This window comes from Sphingoaurantiacus capsulatus, from assembly GCF_042648405.1.
GTDB lineage: Bacteria > Pseudomonadota > Alphaproteobacteria > Sphingomonadales > Sphingomonadaceae > Sphingoaurantiacus > Sphingoaurantiacus capsulatus.
On record NZ_JBHRXV010000011.1, the window covers coordinates 266034 to 282195 of the forward strand.

16 protein-coding genes are annotated in these 16162 nt (G+C 68.2%); 9 read left to right on the forward strand and 7 right to left on the reverse strand.

The window, feature by feature from the left end; genetic code table 11:
• Positions 1–86: 86 nt before the first annotated feature.
• Positions 87–1808, forward strand: coding sequence for a dihydroxy-acid dehydratase (gene ilvD / locus ACFOMD_RS13500; protein WP_380862227.1), 1722 nt, complete (start codon positions 87–89; stop codon positions 1806–1808).
• On the opposite strand, the gene ACFOMD_RS13505 is transcribed toward ilvD, so the two are convergent.
• Positions 1805–1957, reverse strand: coding sequence for a hypothetical protein (locus ACFOMD_RS13505; protein WP_380862229.1), 153 nt, complete (start codon positions 1955–1957; stop codon positions 1805–1807). The genes ilvD and ACFOMD_RS13505 overlap by 4 nt on opposite strands.
• A gap of 46 nt (positions 1958–2003) precedes the next feature.
• Here ACFOMD_RS13505 and ACFOMD_RS13510 point away from each other — a divergent pair, with 46 nt between their 5' ends.
• The 3 genes from ACFOMD_RS13510 to ACFOMD_RS13520 all read left to right on the forward strand — a co-directional run bounded on the left by ACFOMD_RS13510 (position 2004) and on the right by ACFOMD_RS13520 (position 5233).
• Positions 2004–3443 carry an NAD(P)H-hydrate dehydratase gene (locus tag ACFOMD_RS13510; protein WP_380862231.1) on the forward strand — a complete coding sequence of 480 codons (1440 nt, stop codon included), beginning with the start codon at positions 2004–2006 and terminating at the stop codon, positions 3441–3443.
• Positions 3440–4645, forward strand: coding sequence for a class I SAM-dependent RNA methyltransferase (locus ACFOMD_RS13515; RefSeq protein ID WP_380862233.1), 1206 nt, complete (start codon positions 3440–3442; stop codon positions 4643–4645). The genes ACFOMD_RS13510 and ACFOMD_RS13515 overlap by 4 nt, the downstream gene beginning before the upstream one ends.
• Before the next feature lie 147 nt (positions 4646–4792).
• Positions 4793–5233 carry an SRPBCC family protein gene (locus ACFOMD_RS13520; protein WP_380862235.1) on the forward strand — a complete coding sequence of 147 codons (441 nt, stop codon included), beginning with the start codon at positions 4793–4795 and terminating at the stop codon, positions 5231–5233.
• A gap of 154 nt (positions 5234–5387) precedes the next feature.
• Here the strand turns inward: ACFOMD_RS13520 and ACFOMD_RS13525 are convergent, their stop codons facing one another.
• From ACFOMD_RS13525 to ACFOMD_RS13535, 3 genes are all read right to left on the reverse strand, one after another.
• Positions 5388–5813, reverse strand: coding sequence for an MAPEG family protein (locus ACFOMD_RS13525; protein ID WP_380862237.1), 426 nt, complete (start codon positions 5811–5813; stop codon positions 5388–5390).
• A gap of 84 nt (positions 5814–5897) precedes the next feature.
• Positions 5898–6953: a 1,9-bis(guanidino)-5-aza-nonane synthase gene (locus tag ACFOMD_RS13530; protein WP_380862239.1), complete on the reverse strand. Its 1056-nt coding sequence runs from the start codon at positions 6951–6953 to the stop codon at positions 5898–5900.
• A gap of 131 nt (positions 6954–7084) precedes the next feature.
• Entirely contained in the window at positions 7085–8275 is a 1191-nt protein-coding gene (locus ACFOMD_RS13535) for an alanine racemase (protein WP_380862241.1), read from the reverse strand.
• Positions 8276–8518: 243 nt separating this feature from the next.
• Between ACFOMD_RS13535 and ACFOMD_RS13540 the strand changes: the two genes are divergently transcribed.
• Positions 8519–9424, forward strand: a complete 906-nt coding sequence (locus tag ACFOMD_RS13540; RefSeq protein ID WP_380862243.1) for a threonine ammonia-lyase — start codon at positions 8519–8521, stop codon at positions 9422–9424.
• Here the strand turns inward: ACFOMD_RS13540 and ACFOMD_RS13545 are convergent.
• Both ACFOMD_RS13545 and glpD read right to left on the reverse strand, forming a co-directional pair.
• A complete protein-coding gene (locus ACFOMD_RS13545; RefSeq protein WP_380862245.1) occupies positions 9421–9633 on the reverse strand; it encodes a hypothetical protein in 213 nt (70 codons plus the stop codon). The genes ACFOMD_RS13540 and ACFOMD_RS13545 overlap by 4 nt on opposite strands.
• A gap of 39 nt (positions 9634–9672) precedes the next feature.
• Entirely contained in the window at positions 9673–11142 is a 1470-nt protein-coding gene (glpD, locus tag ACFOMD_RS13550) for a glycerol-3-phosphate dehydrogenase (RefSeq protein ID WP_380862247.1), read from the reverse strand.
• A 39-nt stretch (positions 11143–11181) separates the two neighbouring features.
• Here glpD and glpK point away from each other — a divergent pair, with 39 nt between their 5' ends.
• From glpK to ACFOMD_RS13570, 4 genes are all read left to right on the forward strand, one after another.
• Positions 11182–12654: a glycerol kinase GlpK gene (gene glpK, locus ACFOMD_RS13555; protein WP_380862249.1), complete on the forward strand. Its 1473-nt coding sequence runs from the start codon at positions 11182–11184 to the stop codon at positions 12652–12654.
• Complete coding sequence (locus tag ACFOMD_RS13560) at positions 12651–12836, forward strand: hypothetical protein (RefSeq protein WP_380862251.1); 186 nt, start codon at positions 12651–12653, stop codon at positions 12834–12836. The genes glpK and ACFOMD_RS13560 overlap by 4 nt, the downstream gene beginning before the upstream one ends.
• A 61-nt stretch (positions 12837–12897) precedes the next feature.
• Positions 12898–15042 (forward strand): PQQ-dependent dehydrogenase, methanol/ethanol family, encoded by a 2145-nt coding sequence (locus ACFOMD_RS13565; protein WP_380862253.1) that lies wholly within the window; start codon positions 12898–12900, stop codon positions 15040–15042.
• A gap of 23 nt (positions 15043–15065) precedes the next feature.
• Entirely contained in the window at positions 15066–15755 is a 690-nt protein-coding gene (locus ACFOMD_RS13570; protein WP_380862255.1) for a phosphatase PAP2 family protein, read from the forward strand.
• Here the strand turns inward: ACFOMD_RS13570 and ACFOMD_RS13575 are convergent.
• Entirely contained in the window at positions 15651–16154 is a 504-nt protein-coding gene (locus ACFOMD_RS13575; protein ID WP_380862257.1) for a GNAT family N-acetyltransferase, read from the reverse strand. The genes ACFOMD_RS13570 and ACFOMD_RS13575 overlap by 105 nt on opposite strands.
• Between the last annotated feature and the right edge of the window lie 8 nt (positions 16155–16162).

Sequence of the window (16162 nt, forward strand, 5' to 3'; positions counted from 1 at the left end):
CCGGCTGCCCACCTAGAGTTGGTAGATGAATATTTTACGAAACGATCCTTTGTTGATCGTTAGTTGCGCAAAAATCGGAGGCGGGGATGACGCAGCGGTTCGATAAATCACGGTTGCCCAGCCGCCATGTCAGCGTCGGGCCCGAGCGCGCGCCGCACCGCTCCTATTATTATGCGATGGGCCTCGACGAGGAGGCGATCTCGCGTCCCTTCGTCGGGGTTGCCTCGGCGGGCAACGACAGCGCGCCGTGCAACACCACCCTCGACGCGCAAGCCGACGTGGCGCGCGAGGGCGTGATCGCCGCCGGCGGCATGCCGCGCCGCTTCAACACCATCACCGTTACCGACGGCATCGCGATGGGCCATCAGGGCATGAAGGCGTCGCTGGTCAGCCGCGAGGTCATCGCCGATTCGGTCGAGCTGTCGATGCGCGGCCATTGCTATGACGCGCTCGTCGGCTTTGCCGGCTGCGACAAGTCGCTGCCCGGCATGATGATGGCGATGCTCCGCCTCAATGTGCCGTCGATCTTCGTTTACGGCGGCTCGATCCTGCCGGGCCAGTATCAGGGCCGCGACGTCACCGTCATCGACGTGTTCGAGGCGGTCGGCGGTCATGCCGCCGGCACCTGCCCACTGCATGAGTTGACCGCGCTGGAGAAGGTCGCGTGCCCCGGCCATGGCGCCTGCGGTGGCCAGTACACCGCCAACACCATGGCCTGCGTCGCCGAGGCGATCGGCCTGTCGCTGCCCAATTCCAACATGACGCCGGCGCCCTACCAGACACGCGGCGACATCGCCCATGCGGCCGGCGTTCAGGTGATGACGCTGATCGAGAAGAACTTGCGACCGCGTGACATCTGCACGCGCGAAGCCTTTGAAAACGCGGCGCGCGTCGTGGCGGCCACCGGCGGCTCGACCAACGCCGCGCTGCACCTGCCGGCGATGGCGGCGGAAGTCGGGATTGAGTTCGACCTGTTCGACGTCGCGCGCATCTTCAAGTCGACGCCCTACCTCGCCGACCTGAAGCCGGGCGGCAAATATGTCGCCAAGAACATGTATGAGGCGGGCGGCGTCTACATGCTGATGAAGACGATGCTCGACGGCGGCTTCCTCAACGGCGACTGCATGACGGTGACCGGCAAGACGCTCGGCGAGAATATCGAAGAGGTGACCTGGAACCCCGACCAGAAGGTGATCTACCCGGTCTCCAACCCGATCACCCCGACCGGCGGTGTCGTCGGCCTGCGGGGCAGCCTTGCGCCCGATGGCGCGATCGTGAAGGTCGCCGGCCTGCAGAAGCTGCAGTTCACCGGGCCGGCGCGGGTGTTCGATTGTGAGGAGGACTGCTTCGCCGCGGTCGAGAAGCGCGACTATCGCGAGGGCGAGGTGCTGATCATCCGCTACGAAGGGCCGAAGGGCGGCCCCGGCATGCGCGAGATGCTGTCGACCACTGCCGCCATCTACGGCCAGGGCATGGGCGACAAGGTGGCGCTGATCACCGACGGGCGTTTCTCCGGCGCCACGCGCGGCTTCTGCGTCGGCCATGTCGGCCCGGAGGCCGCCGAGGGCGGGCCGATCGCGCTGGTGCAGGACGGCGACATCATCATCCTCGATGCCGAGAGCGGCGCCATCGAGTTGGACGTGCCCGCCGAGGAACTGGCGAAGCGCCGCGGCGCGTGGAAACCGCGTGCGCACGACTATCAGTCCGGCGCGCTGTGGAAATATGCGCAGCTCGTCGGCCCGGCGCGCACCGGTGCGACGACGCATCCCGGCGCCAAGGCCGAGACGCACGTGTTCGCGGATATCTAACGGGTCGGGGCTGCGGTCGGCTCGATCATCGACCAGATCGGGCGGCCGTTGGCATCGCGCGGAACCTCGCCTGGCACATGGGTCGGCGCGGTGGCGCAGGCGGTCAGCGTCAGCGTCACGGCGGTCAGCAGCAAAGTCCGTGATGGCATGGCGCACGCTCCACAACTAGAACAGGTGCCGGATTTACGCCGCACCATGCCCGACAGTTCCCCTTTGACCGGCGGCCACCGCCCCATCGTCACCGCCGCCGAGATGCGCGCGCTGGAGGCGGCGGCGATTGCGCAGGGCGTCAGCGAGTTCGAGCTGATGGCGCGCGCAGGGCACGCGGCCGCGCGGGCGATCATCGCCTATGCCGCGCCGGCCGACACGCTGGTGCTGTGCGGCCCCGGCAACAATGGCGGTGACGGCTATGTGATCGCGCTGGCGCTCGCCGAGGCGGGCTGGCCGGTGCGCGTCGCCGCGTTGGCGCCGTCGGGTACGGACACCGCGCGGCAGGCGGCGGAGGGCTGGACGGGGCCGGTCGAGACGCTCGACAAGGCGACGGCGCCCGCGTCGCTGCTTGTCGATGCGCTGTTCGGGATCGGGCTGACCCGCCCCCTCGACGGGCGGCTGAGCGCCATTCTGGCGCGGTTGGGAGAGGGGGCGGGCACTCGCGTCGCCATCGACCTGCCGAGCGGCGTTGCCACCGACGACGGTGCTTGCCTGTCGCCGCCGCTCGCCTGCGACCTGTGCATCAGCTTTGGCGCGGCCAAGCCGGCGCACTATCTGCACCCCGCCGCCGCCCATGTCGGCCGGCTGGTGATCGCGCCGATCGGGCTGGCACCGGCGCACAGCGATCTCACCGTCATCGGCAAGCCGCGCTTTGCCGCGCTCGACGCCGACACGCACAAATATCGCCGTGGCCATGTGCTGGTCGTGGGCGGGCCGGCGCATGCCACCGGCGCGGCGCGGCTGGCGGCGCTGGCGGCGCAGCGGGCCGGGGCGGGCTATGTGACCTTGCTGTCGCCGTCGGCGGCGCTGGCGGCCAATGCGGCGCAGTTAACGGGCGTCGTCCTCGCCGAAGCCGACACGCCGCGCGACATCGCCAAGGCCTTGGCCGAACCGCGCGCCGGGGCGCTGGTGATCGGGCCGGCGCTAGGGCCGGAGCGCCACAAGGTCATCGCCGCGCTGGAGGTGGGCAAGCCGGTGGTGCTCGACGCCGATGTGTTCACCTTGTTCGCCAACGACGCGGCGGGGTTGGCGAAGCTGATCGCCGGCCCGGCGGTGCTGACGCCGCATGACGGCGAGTTCGTCCGGCTGTTCGGCGACCTTCCCGGCAGCAAGGTCGAGCGCGTCTGCGCCGCTGCCGCACGGATCGGCGCGGTCGTGCTACTCAAAGGCCCGGACACGGTGATCGCCGCGCCGGATGGCCGCGCCGCGATCAATGCGCACGCTTCGTCCGCACTGGCGACGGCGGGCTCGGGCGATGTGCTGGCTGGGATCATCGGCGCGCTGCTGGCGCGGGGGCTCGATCCGTTCGAGGCGGCGTGCGCCGGCGCCTGGCTGCATGGCGATGCGGGCCAGCGGGGCGGGGCAGGGCTGATCGCCGAGGATCTGCCGGGGCTGTTGCCCGCCGTGCTGGCGGATCTGGCATGAGCGCGGTGGAAACGGTGGTGCGGCTTGCCGCGCGCGGCGACGGTGTCACCGATGCAGGGCGTTTCCTGTCGGGCGTGGCACCGGGCGACAAGGTGATCGCCGAGGGCGAGAGCGTCACGGTCGAGGCGGGGCCGCATCGGCAGACCCCGCCGTGCCGCCACTTCCCCGAGTGCGGCGGCTGCCAGCTCCAGCATGTCGACGACGCGGCCTATGCCGAGTGGGTGTCGGCGCGCATCGTCCATGCGCTGGAATCGCAAGGGGTCGCCATCGGGGCGATCGAGCCGGTGCATCTGTCGCCGCCGCGCAGCCGCCGGCGGGCGTCGCTGCGCGCGGTGCGGCGTGGCAAGGCCATCGAACTCGGTTTCAACGCGGAATCGAGCCACCGCATCGTCGACCTGAAGGAATGCCACATCCTGCAGCCGGCGCTGTTCGCGCTGATCGCGCCGTTGCGCGAGCTGCTGGCGCCGCTGATCCGCGAGGGGCAGGGGGCGGGCGTGACGATGACCGTGACCGATGGCGGCATCGACCTGCTGCTGTCGAATATCGACGCGCGGCCGTTCGCGGTGCTCGACCGGCTGACGCAGTTCGCGGTGACGCACGGGCTGGCGCGGCTGGCGGTCGAGACTTCGCAGGGCGTCGACATCATCACCTATGGCGAGGCGGTCGTGCGCTTCGGCGGTGTGCCGGTCGCGCTGCCGCCCGGCGCCTTCCTGCAGGCGACGCCCGACGGCGAGGCGGCGCTGGTCAACGCGGTGCTGGCGGCGACCGAAGGCGCGAAGAGCATCGCCGACCTGTTCTGCGGTGCCGGCACCTTCGCGCTGCCGTTGAGCGCCCACGCCAAGGTCCATGCCGCCGACGCTGCGGGCGGGGCGGTGCAGGCGCTGGAAAGCGCGGCGCGGATGGCGGGGCGGCGGCTGACCACCGAGCATCGCGACCTGTTCCGCCGGCCGCTGCGCGCCGAGGAATTGAAGCGCTTCGACGCCGTCGCCATTGATCCGCCACGCGCCGGCGCCAAGGAGCAGATCGCCGAACTGGCGAAATCGAAGGTGCCGGTGATCGGCGCCGTCTCCTGCAATCCCAATACCTTCGCGCGCGATGCTGCGATGCTGGTAGAAGCGGGATTTCGCATCGAGCGGCTGTGGCCGGTCGGCCAGTTCCGTTGGTCCACGCATGTTGAGCTGGCGGCGCGGCTGGTGCGATGATTGCGTAAGGCTGCAACCGTTCGTCGCATATCGTGCGCCGTTCGGTTGCCGTTAAGCCATCTTCATATAAGTTTCATCTCGTCGATCGGGGGATCGGCGAGTGTGTAGGTCCGGGCGGGTGGTCCGGAAATATTGCGGGGGGCCGCAATGCATATCGCTTCTGGTTTGACGCGCTCGGGTTCGGTGCCGGCGGTGCTGCTGTTCATGCGCAGCCCGGAACAGGCGCAGGCGCGCATCATCTACCTCGAGGAAGACATCGGCGCGCCGGTGGACGCGGTGTTCGCCGCGTTTGAGGCGCAGCTCGGGGCGCAGGCGGCGACGCCGCTGGCGCGCGAGGCCGGGGCGCTGCTCACCGTTCAGTTCGCCATGCCGGCGGAATTCGACGAGATCGCCGCACAGCGCAGCGTGCTGACCCTGACCTTCGAGGCAAAGGGCGCCGACACCAAGATCACGCTGACCCACGCCGGCTTCGGCCGCGGCGGCGCTTGGGACGAGGCGCTGGCCTATTTCACGCAAGGCTGGCCGGCGGTGCTGCTGCAGATGAAGGATGCGCTTGAAAAGGCGCCGCGCGAGATGGCGGCGGTTTAAGGGCGGAGCGAAACCAACAAACTCATCGTCATTCCCGCGAAGGCGGGAATCCATTACCGCCGACGCTTCGGGTTATGGATCCCCGCCTGCGCGGGGATGACGATAGAAGAGGTTAGCGAGAGGGCCGCCCCGCCAAGGAGCGGCCCTTTTCGCGTCAGAAGACGATTATCGCCGCGTGGACGGTGAGCGCCAGCAGCGCCAAGGTCGCCAGCGCGAACACCAGGAAACGGAAGCGGATGACGTTGCTCGTCGCCTGAATGAGGCTGTGCAGCACCCGCAGGCCGACATAGGCCCAGGCCAGCTGCGCGTTGAGCCCGCCGCCGGCGCCGAGCACCGCGAGGGTCAGCGCTACCGCGTAGAACAGCGTCGGCTGCTCCATCAGATGGTTGTAATTGTGCGCCTTCCATTGCGTCTCGTCGGGCAGCACGCCGTCGAGCTGCCCCGGCCGGCCGCCGCGCGCCTTTGACATGTCGACGCCCGCCGCCTTCAGCGCCGGCAGGCGGGTGAACACCGCCCATACCAGCATGACCAGCGACCAGATGATCAGCGCCACCACCGGCGCCAGAATCGGACTCTGCATAGAAAAACCCTCCCCGCTCTTCTTTGAGGGCGGGGAGGGTCGTTCAGTTCGTTTCGGCTGTCAAACAGCCGATGTGGCGGATGTTCAGTCGAACATCTTGCCGTAGGCGCGCTTGGCGCGGTCCTTCCAGTGGCCGCGATGGTAGGCGTCCGACGCCAGCAGCGGCATCACCGAGCCGGCCTCGGCGAACACCATCTGCTCGAGCGCGGTGTCGACCTTGCCCCAGCTCGCCGCTTCCTTCAGCGTCGACGACGAGCAGGCGCCGTCGCGCACGTCGGCGACGGTGATCTGCACCGCGTATTTGTGCATCTCGACATCGTCATGGCCGAGGATTTCGGCGCAGACGACGGTGTCCTGGATGAAGTTCTTCGGCACGCCGCCGCCGATCATCAGCAGGCCGGTGGTGCCCGCCTTGATCTTGATGTCGGTCAGCTCGCGGAAGTCGGCGATGGCGTCGAGCACCATGTAGGGCTTGCCCTCCTTGGCGCGGTCGACCTGATGCTTGACGAGGCCGAAGCCCGCCGAGCTGTCGACGAACGCCGGGCAGAAGATCGGCACGTCATGCTCGTAGGCGAGCTTGACGAGGCTGTTGTCCTTCTTGCCGTGCTCGACGAGATACTTGCCCATCTCGCGGATGAAGGCGCGCGACGAATAGGCCTTCGGCTCCAGCGAGTTGGCGATCTCACCGATGGTGTGGTCGCAGTCCTGAAGCTGCTCCTCGTCGATATAGGTGTCGTAGATGCGGTCGATGTAGAGCGAGCGCAGCACATTGTCGTCAGGCACTTCGAGCGCCTGATAATGCTTGTGACCGAGGCCTTCGAAGAAATCCATGTCGACGATCGAGGCGCCGGTGGCGACGATTCCGTCGATCATGTTCGAGCGCAGCAGCTCGGCATAGAGGTCCATGCAGCCGCCCGCCGAGGTAGAGCCGGCGATGACGAGGAAGATCGAGCAATCCTTGTCGGCGAGCATCTGGTTGTAGATGCCCGTCGCCCGCGCGAGGTCGCGCGAGGTGAAGCTCATGCCGTCCATCGCGTCGATGATCGGCCGCGCGTCGAAGCTGCGGATGTCGATGTGGCGCACCTGCTTCGACAGAAGCTCGGCCTTGCGCTGATCGTTGATGAGATTGGTGTCGGTCACTGATGTCTCCAGTCAACAGAAAGGGTCTGCTGGCTCGGCGTCCGCTAAAGGGAACGCCGCCCGCGGCCGGATGTCTCCGGCGCCGAGCGGGAAAGTCCCACCGCCCGTCGCACGAGCGGTGGGAGAATCGCTTACTTCTTTTTCAGCGCCGTGACGGTGGCGCGCGGTGCCGGTGCCGGCACGTAGAGCGAGGCCATCGGCTCGTCGGTGACGATCACGGTCTCGCCGTTGCCGAAGCCGTTGAACTGCGTGCGCATCGCCGCGCCATAGGCGCCGAGCATGCCGATCTCGACATAGTCACCGGCCTGGATGTCCGCAGGCAGCGCGAACGGACCGGCCATATAGTCGAGGTCGTCGCAGGTCGGGCCGTAGAAGCTGAAATCCATCGGCTTCGTGGTCGACTCTTCGTCACGCACCAGGCTGACCGGAAAGCGCCAGTCGACGTGCGCGGCATCGAACAGCGACCCGTAGGCGCCGTCGTTGATGTAGAGCACGTCGCCCTTGCGCTTCTCGACCCGCACCAGCACCGAGGCGTATTCGGCGCAGAGCGCGCGGCCGGGCTCGCCCCAGAGTTCCGCCGAATAGGAGATCGGCAGCGATTCATAGGCGCGGTGGATGACGTCGAAATAGGCTTCGATCGGCGCCGGCTCCATGCCGGGATAGACCGACGGGAAGCCGCCACCGACATCGACGACGTCAACGGTCACGCCCGCCTGCACGATCGCGGCGCGCACCAGCTCCATCGCTTCCGAATAGGCCGCAGGCGCCATCGCCTGGCTGCCGACGTGGAAGCAGACGCCGAGCGCATCGGCGGCCTGACGGACGGCGAGCAGCAGCGCCGGGGCCTCGTCGAGGCTGACGCCGAACTTCGAGGCGAGGCTGAGCTTCGAATGCGCCGACGACACGCGCATGCGAACGCACAGCGTCAGGTCGGTGGCGTTCTGGGTCGCCTCGACGATCTTCTCCAGCTCGTCATGCGTGTCGAGCGAGAAGGTGCGGACGCCATGCTCGAAATAGGCCTCGGTGATCGCCTCGGGCGACTTCACCGGATGCATGAAGCACAATTTCGCTTGCGGCAGCGTCGCGCGGACGAGCCGAACCTCGGCGATCGATGCCACGTCGTAATGCGTGATGCCGTTCTCCCACAGGACCTTCAGCAGATCCGGCGAGGGGTTGGCCTTCACAGCATACATCGCCAGACCCGGAAACTTCTCCACGAAGAATCGGGCGGCGCGTGCAGCGGCATGCGGTCGAATGAGCGTCACCGGCAGGGCCGGTCGAAGGGTGGTCGCTACCCCCAGCGCAGTATTGTGCTTGTGCAATTCAAGGGACCTCCAGAGGCGGTTGACACCAAAGCTGCCTTGCGGTTGGAAGTCCCCATGGGGCAGCGGAGGGCGTATTTAGGGTCGATGACCCCCCATGTAAAGTATTTTTCACATGGTGAATTTTTGTCATATTTCCGTGGCCGATCAGAAGGTTATGCTTAATTGACTGATTCCGTTTCCTTATCCGTCCCCACGCGGGCCGACGTAGAGGCCGCAGCGAGCCGTATTCGCGGTGAAGCGGTGCGCACGCCACTGCTCCGCAGCGACGCGCTGGACGCCCTCACGGGCGGTAAAATCTTCATCAAACCGGAGAATCTGCAGCGCACCGGCTCGTTCAAGTTTCGCGGCGCCTACAACCGGCTGTCGGCGATGAACGCGGCGGAGCGCGCGGGCGGGGTGGTGGCCTTCTCCTCGGGCAATCACGCACAGGGCGTGGCGCTGGCGGCGAAGCTGCTCGGCATGCAGGCGGCGATCATCATGCCGTCCGATGCGCCGAGCGTGAAGGTCGACGCGACGCGCGGCTATGGCGCCGAAGTGATCTTCTACGACCGGCTGACCGAGAAGCGCGAGACGATCGCCGCCGAACTCGCCGCGACGCGCGGCGCGACCGTCGTGCCGTCGTTCGACGACCCGTACATCGTCGCGGGGCAGGGCACGGCCGGCCTCGAGATCACCGAGGATGTCGCGGCGATGGGCGTGAAGCTCGATCTCGCGATGGTCAATTGCGGCGGCGGCGGCCTCGCTTCGGGGATTTCACTGGGTTTGGGCGATGTCCCGGTGGTGATCGTCGAGCCCGAAGGCTATGACGATATCGCCCGCTCGCTGGCCAATGGCGCGATCGAGGCGGTGCAGAACCCGGGGCCTACGCTGTGCGACGCGCTGCAGACGCTCGTTACCTGTCCGCTGACCTTCGGCATCCTGCAGGCGAAGGGCGCGCGCGGGGTCGCGGTGTCCGAGCAGGCAGTGATGCAGGCGGTGGCCTTCGCGTTCAGCCAGCTGAAACTGGTGGTCGAGCCGGGCGGGGCGGTGTCGCTGGCGGCGGCGCTGTCGGGTGTCGTCGACCTGAAGGGTAAGACGGCGGTGCTGACCTTGTCGGGCGGAAACGTCGACCCGGCGGTGTTCGAGCGCTGCCTGCGCGAAGGCTAGGCGGCGCGACGGCGCCGCGTGCGAACCGGCTTCAGCGTCGATTCGAGATCGGCGGCAACGATGGCGGCGCCATCGCCGAGCGTCCTTAGGTCGCGGGCATAGAGCGCGGCGGTGACGCCGGGCAGGGCGGCGGCGGCGCTGTCGAGCAGCGCATCGAGCAGGCTGACCGACGTGGTCAGCGCGGTCGCAGAAATATCCTCGGTTCGCATGACCGCTCCCATATGCGGCGCAGCTTCAAGCAAAAGCGCTTAACGCTTCGTAAACGCTGACATCCAGGCGTCGACGCGGTCGCGATCGCCGGCGTCGAGGTGCAGCCCCATCTTGGTGCGGCGCCACAGCACGTCCTCGCCGGTGCGCGCCCATTCCTGTTCGGCAAACACCCGCAGCTCCGCCTCGAACAGCCCGCCGAAATTTTCGCCGAGCGGCGCGGACAGCAGCGTCTCGGCGCGGCGGCCGTGGATTCGGGCGAGGCGGGTGACCAGCGTCGGATCATGGTCGGGATGCCGCGCCACCAGCTCGCGCAGCCAGTCGGCAAAGGCCGCCTGGCCGGTCTGGCCGCGGCGCTTCGGGACGTCGCCGCCGGGCAGCGGCACGCCCCTGGTCCACGGCTTCGACTTGGGCGCAACCAGCTTCAGCACCGCCTCGGCGAGCTTGCGATAGGTGGTGATCTTGCCGCCGACGACGGTCAGCGTCGCGTCGTCATGTGCGACGAGCCTCCAGTCGCGCGTCGTTTCCTTGGCGTCCTTGCCTTCCTCCAGCACCAGCGGGCGAATGCCGGCGAAGCGGTGGACGATGTCGGCGGCGGCGATCGGCTTGGCGAGATAGCGGTTCACCGCGTCGAGCAGATAGGCTTCCTCCGCCGCCGTGATCGCCGGCGCGTCGGGCCGGTCGACGGGCGTGTCGGTGGTGCCGATCAGCGAATAATCCTGCTCATAGGGCAGCATGAACACGATGCGGCCATCCGGCTGCTGCAGCATGAAGGCATCGTCGCTGCGGTTGATGCGGCGGATGACGATGTGGGCGCCCTGCACGAGACGCAGCTGCAGCGGGTTGGCGAGGCCGAGCAGGTCGCGCGTCACCACTTCGGCCCACGGGCCGGCGGCGTTGATCAGGTGGTTGGCGCGCAGCTTCTCGCCGCTGTCGAGCTCGACCGCCCAGTCGTCGGCGAGCCGCGTCCCCGCCACCGCGCGGGTGCGGGTGCGGATGAGGGCGCCACGCGCCGCGGCGTCGACGGCGTTCAGCACCACCAGCCGCGAATCGTCGATCCAGCCGTCCCAGTAGCGGAAGGCGCGGGTCAGCGAGCGGTCGAGCGTGCGGCCGGCCGCGTCACGATGAAGATCGATCGCCGATGATCCGGGCACCTGCCGCCGCTTCGCGAGGTGATCATAGAGAAAGAGCCCGGCCCGGATCATCCACGCCGGACGCAGCCCGGTGGCGTGCGGCAGCACGAAGGCCTGCGGCCAGCTGATGTGCGGCGCGGCGTCGAGGATCACCTCGCGCTCGGCGAGCGCCTTCGCCACCAGCGCGAAGTCGTAGAATTCGAGGTAGCGCAGGCCGCCGTGGACGAGCTTGGTGGAGGCGGAGGACGTTCCGCTGCCGAGGTCACCGGCCTCGATGAGCGCGACGCGCAAGCCGCGGCCGGCAGCGTCGCGGGCGATACCGGTCCCGTTTACGCCGCCGCCGATAATGAGGATGTCGTAGCGCTGGTCGTCGAGCACGGCTTTGCCTAGAGGAAGCCCGCTGGCTAGAAAAGCCCCATGACGGACACACCGCTTCTTCTCGCCATCGACGAGGGCACCACCTCGACCCGCGTCGTCGCCTTCGATCTGTCGGGGTGCATCGTCGCGACCGAAGGCGCGCCGATCACACAGCATTATCCGCAGCCGGGCTGGGTCGAGCATGATGCCGCCGAAATCTGGACCAAGACGGAAGCCTGCCTGACGGCGGTGGCGCAGCGGGTCGGCGTCGGGCGCATCGCCGCGATCGGCCTGACCAACCAGCGCGAGACGGTCGTGTTCTGGGACCGCCACAGCGGTGAGCCGCTGGCACCCGCCATCGTCTGGCAGGATCGGCGCAGCGCCGACCTCTGCGCGGAGCTGCGCGAGGAGGGCTTGGAGCCCGACGTGCAGGCGAAGACCGGGCTGCTGCTCGATCCATATTTCTCCGGCACCAAGATCGCCTGGGCGATCGAGAACTGGCCGGCGGTGGCGCGGGCCGCGAAGGCGGGCAGCCTGGCGATCGGTACCATCGACAGCTACCTGCTGTTCCGCCTGACCGGCGGCAAGGTCCACGTGACCGACGCGACCAACGCCGCGCGCACCCTGCTGATGGACCTCGCCACCTGCGAATGGGACGAGGGCATGATCGAGCGGCTGGGCGTGCCGCGCGCGGCGCTGCCCGAGATCGTCGATTGCGCGGGTGCGCTCGGCGAGGTCGAGCTGCTGGGCCGCAGGGTGCCGATCGCCGGCTGCGCGGGCGACCAGCAGGCCGCGGCGATCGGGCAGGGCTGCCTGACGCCGGGCCTCGTCAAGGCGACCTACGGCACCGGCGCGTTCGTGCTGGCGCAGGCGGGCGACAAACCGCCGGTTTCCGCCAACCGCCTGCTGTCGACGGTGGCCTGGCGGCTGGACGGGCAGGCGGCCTACGCGCTCGAAGGCAGCATCTTCGTCGCGGGCAGCGCCATCCAGTGGCTGCGAGATAGGTTGAATATTATCGAAGATGCCGCTGAAACTGAAGGATTAGCGCGTTCGGTACCTGACAATGGCGGGGTGCATTTCGTGCCCGCCTTCGCCGGGCTCGGGGCGCCGCACTGGCGGGCCGATGCGCGCGGGCTGCTCACCGGGCTGACCGGCGGCACGACGCGCGCCCACATCGTGCGCGCCTGCCTTGAGGCAATGAGCCAGCAGACCGCCGACCTGTTCGACGCGCTCGCCTCGGACGGCGTCGCACCGGCGCGGCTGCGCGTCGACGGCGGCATGGTCGCCAACGACTGGGTCTGCCAGGACCTCGCCGACATGCTGGCGATGACCGTCGAGCGGCCGAAGGTGATCGAGACGACGGCGCTCGGCGCGGCGATGCTTGCCGGCGTCGGTGTCGGGTTGTTCGACGATCTGGCGGCAGCGCAGGCGATGTGGCAGGCGGATCGCATCTTCACCCCCGCGCTCGACGGGAAGACGCGGCGCGAGCGGCGCGCCGGGTGGAAGAAGGCGGTGGAAAGGGTGTTGCTGTGAGCGGGATGATGCCGTTGCTGCTGTCCTTGGCAGTGCTCGCCTCGGTGCTGCTGATCGGGGCGGGGCTCAACATCCTCATCCGCAAGACCGACGCGCCGAAGCGCGGCTGGCTGATGCTCGGCGCCGGCGCGGTGACCTTAATCAACGTATGGCTGTACGCGTCCTTCCCCTCTCAGCTTTGAGCAGATTGTCGGACCCGCGAAGCAGGGTAAGCTGCCCCCAATTATAATTGGGGAGGGGCCAATGCGCCGTCGTCTGCTTCGGGCAAGCCTGCTGGCGCTTGCCGCCGCCGCGCTGTCGTCGTGCAACGTGTCGGAAAAGGAGGACGCGCCGGCGAGCGCCGCGTCGGGCGTGTCCGCCGAACGGCTGCTCAACGCCAGCGCCGAGCCGCAGAACTGGCTGACCCACGGCGGCACCTATGACGAGCAGCGCTTCAGCCCGCTGACGCAGGTCACCGACGCCAATGTCGGGCAGCTGAAGCTCGCCTGGTCCTACGATCTCGACACGAACAGGGGCCAGGAGGCGACGCCGATCGTCGTCGATGGCGTGATGTACACCACCTCGGCCTGGTCGAAAGTGTTCGCGCTGGACGCCGCCACCGGCAAGGAACTGTGGAGCTACGACCCGCAGGTGCCGGGCGAGCGCGGCTTTTCCGCCTGCTGCGACGTGGTGAACCGCGGCGTCGCGGTCTATGGCGGTCGCGTCTATTTCGGCACGCTCGATGGGCGGCTGATCGCGCTCGACGCCAAGACCGGCAAGCCGGCGTGGTCCACCGTGACCGTCGATCAGTCGCAGCCCTATACGATCACCGGCGCGCCGCGCATCGTGAAGGGCAAGGTCGTCATCGGGAACGGCGGCGGCGAATATGGCGTTCGCGGCTATGTCTCCGCCTTCGATGCCGCCACCGGCAAGCTGGCGTGGCGCTTCTATACGGTGCCCGGCGACCCGTCGAAACCCGCCGACGGCGCTGCCTCCGACACCGCGCTGAAGACGGCGGCGGCGACATGGAGCGGCGAGTGGTGGAAGGCGGGTGGCGGCGGCACCGTCTGGGACGCCATCGTCTACGACAAGGAGCTTGATCAACTCTACATCGGCGTCGGCAACGGCTCGCCATGGAACCACAAGATCCGTTCGCAGGGGAAAGGCGACAATCTCTTCCTGTCGTCGGTGGTCGCGCTCGATCCCGATACCGGCGCCTATAAATGGCATTATCAGGGCACGCCGGGCGAGACCTGGGACTTCACCCAGACGCAGCCGATCATCCTCGCCACGCTCAATATCGAGGGCGCAGCGCGCAAGGTGCTGATGCAGGCGCCGAAGAACGGTTTCTTCTATGTGATCGACCGAGCGACCGGAAAGCTGATCTCGGCGAAGAACTTCGTGCCGATGACCTGGGCGACCGGCGTCGATCTGAAGACCGGCCGGCCGATCGAGACGCCCAACGCCCGCTTCCAGAAGGGTGACGAGATGGTCGCGCCCTCGGCGCTCGGCGCCCACAACTGGCACCCGATGTCGTTCAGCCCGAAAACCGGCCTCGTCTACCTGCCCGCGCAGGAGGTGCCGTTCCTCTATTCCGACCAGAAGGGCTACACGCACCGGCAGGGCGCGTGGAACATCGCGGTCGACGCGGTAAAGAACATGCCGCCCGAGGACAAGGCGACCTTCAAGGTCATCCGCGCGATGCTCAAAGGTCAGCTCGTCGCCTGGGACCCGGTGGCGCAGAAGGAAGTCTGGCGCGCGCAATATGACGGGCCGTGGAATGGCGGCACGCTCGCCACCGCCGGAAACCTGGTTTTCCAGGGCAACGCCAAGGGCGAGTTCCAGGCCTTCCGCGCCGACAACGGCCAGAAGCTCTGGACCTTCGACGCGCAGACCGGCGTCATCGCCGGCCCGGTCAGCTACAGCGTCGGCGGCCGGCAATATGTGGCGGTGATGGCGGGCTATGGCGGCGCCTATCCGCTGTCGTCGTCGTTCGTCGACAATCCGCGGCCGATGCCTAATGGCCGGGTACTGGTGTTCAAGCTGAACGGCACCGCGACGCTGCCCGCCGCCGAGCCGATCGCCAATCCGCCGGCCAACCCGCCCGCCGAAAGCTTCCCGGCGGCGCAGGTGGCGCAGGGACTGCAGATCTACGAGAGCAATTGCGGCGTCTGCCACGGCCCGGCCGGTATCTCGTCGGGCGTGCTCCCCGACCTGCGCCGCTCGGCCGCGCTCGCCGACAAGGAGCTGTGGAACGGCATCGTCATCGGCGGCCAGTTGAAGGACCGCGGCATGATCAGCTTCGCCAAATGGCTGAGCCCCGCCGATGCCGAGGCGGTGCGCGCCTATATCGGGGGCCACGCCAAGCGGTTGAAAGCCGAAGAGGGCGTGCCGCCGGCGAACCCTTGAGCCGTCCCGCTCGTTGAGAGCGGATGGCAAAGGAACCGAAAAAGGCCCGCAAGGCCGTGAAGAAGATCGAGCGCGCCGACAAGAAGGCGGCGCGCGCCGCGGCGAAGCGGGCGGACCACCCGGTCGCCAAGGCTGTGGCGGTGGTCGGCAAGTTCGGCGACCAGCCGCCGCTGCTGGCGCTGTCGGCGGGCGTGCTGGCGATGGGCTGGTGGCGCGGGGATCGCCGCACGATGCGCGCCGGCGCCCGCATGCTGGCCGCGGAGGCGGTCAGCATCGTGCTTAAGGATCTGGTGAAGCGCGCGGTGACCCGCACGCGGCCGCATCTGCTGGTCGACAAGGGCCATTACGAGCTTCGCTTCGGTGGGCCGCATGACGGGCCGTACAACAGCTTTCCCTCGGGCCACACCGCCGGCGCCGTCGCGGTGTCGCGGGCCTTGGCGCGTGAATATCCCGAGGGCGATCTCCCCGCCTATGCCGCTGCCGCGACGATCGCCGTCGGCCAGATACCGGCCAGCGCGCATTATCCGACCGACATCACCGCTGGCGCCGCGGTCGGCTATATCTCCGAATGGCTGGTCGATCAGGCCGTGCAGGCGATCGACGCGCGGCTAGAGCGGGCGCCGCATGGCGCAGCGCTGGGCGCTGGTGGGGAAGAGACGCCGCTCGTGATCGAGCCGGTCGAACAGCCCGAGCGTCATCTCGCCATCGTCTAGCACCTTGAAGCCGAGGTGCTCGTAGAGCGGCCGGTTCCACGCAATGACCCGGTCGGTGGTCAACGTCAGCGCCGCCCAGCCGCTGGCGCGGGCGTGGTCGGCGGCGGCCTCGATCAGCGCCCGGCCATAGCCCTTGCCCTGATGGCCGAGCGCCACCGATACCTCGTGGATATAGAGCGCGTCGTCGAGCGCATGGGCGAACAGGAAGCCGGCCAGTTCGCCGCTATCCTCGGCCACCCATAGCTCGCCCTTAGCCTGCGCCGGCTCAAGCTCGGCCAGCGGCGTCGGCTCGGCATCGGCCGCCCAATCCATATGTGTCCCACGAAACCGCTCGCCCGCTGAAATCTCGATGGCGGCGATGCGCGGCAAGTCTTCGGCGCGCGCCAATCTGACTGTCATGAAGCGGC

Excerpts from the sequence above, each read along its gene's own strand:
- ACFOMD_RS13515 (WP_380862233.1), top strand. The coding sequence starts at position 3,440 with ATGAGCGCGGTGGAAACGGTGGTGCGGCTTGCCGCGCGCGGCGACGGT.
- ACFOMD_RS13505 (WP_380862229.1), bottom strand. The coding sequence starts at position 1,957 with ATGCCATCACGGACTTTGCTGCTGACCGCCGTGACGCTGACGCTGACC.
- ACFOMD_RS13520 (WP_380862235.1), top strand. The coding sequence starts at position 4,793 with ATGCATATCGCTTCTGGTTTGACGCGCTCGGGTTCGGTGCCGGCGGTG.
- ACFOMD_RS13575 (WP_380862257.1), bottom strand. The coding sequence starts at position 16,154 with ATGACAGTCAGATTGGCGCGCGCCGAAGACTTGCCGCGCATCGCCGCC.
- ACFOMD_RS13545 (WP_380862245.1), bottom strand. The coding sequence starts at position 9,633 with ATGCGAACCGAGGATATTTCTGCGACCGCGCTGACCACGTCGGTCAGC.
- glpK (WP_380862249.1), top strand. The coding sequence starts at position 11,182 with ATGACGGACACACCGCTTCTTCTCGCCATCGACGAGGGCACCACCTCG.
- ilvD (WP_380862227.1), top strand. The coding sequence starts at position 87 with ATGACGCAGCGGTTCGATAAATCACGGTTGCCCAGCCGCCATGTCAGC.
- ACFOMD_RS13570 (WP_380862255.1), top strand. The coding sequence starts at position 15,066 with ATGGCAAAGGAACCGAAAAAGGCCCGCAAGGCCGTGAAGAAGATCGAG.
- ACFOMD_RS13565 (WP_380862253.1), top strand. The coding sequence starts at position 12,898 with ATGCGCCGTCGTCTGCTTCGGGCAAGCCTGCTGGCGCTTGCCGCCGCC.
- ACFOMD_RS13510 (WP_380862231.1), top strand. The coding sequence starts at position 2,004 with ATGCCCGACAGTTCCCCTTTGACCGGCGGCCACCGCCCCATCGTCACC.
- ACFOMD_RS13525 (WP_380862237.1), bottom strand. The coding sequence starts at position 5,813 with ATGCAGAGTCCGATTCTGGCGCCGGTGGTGGCGCTGATCATCTGGTCG.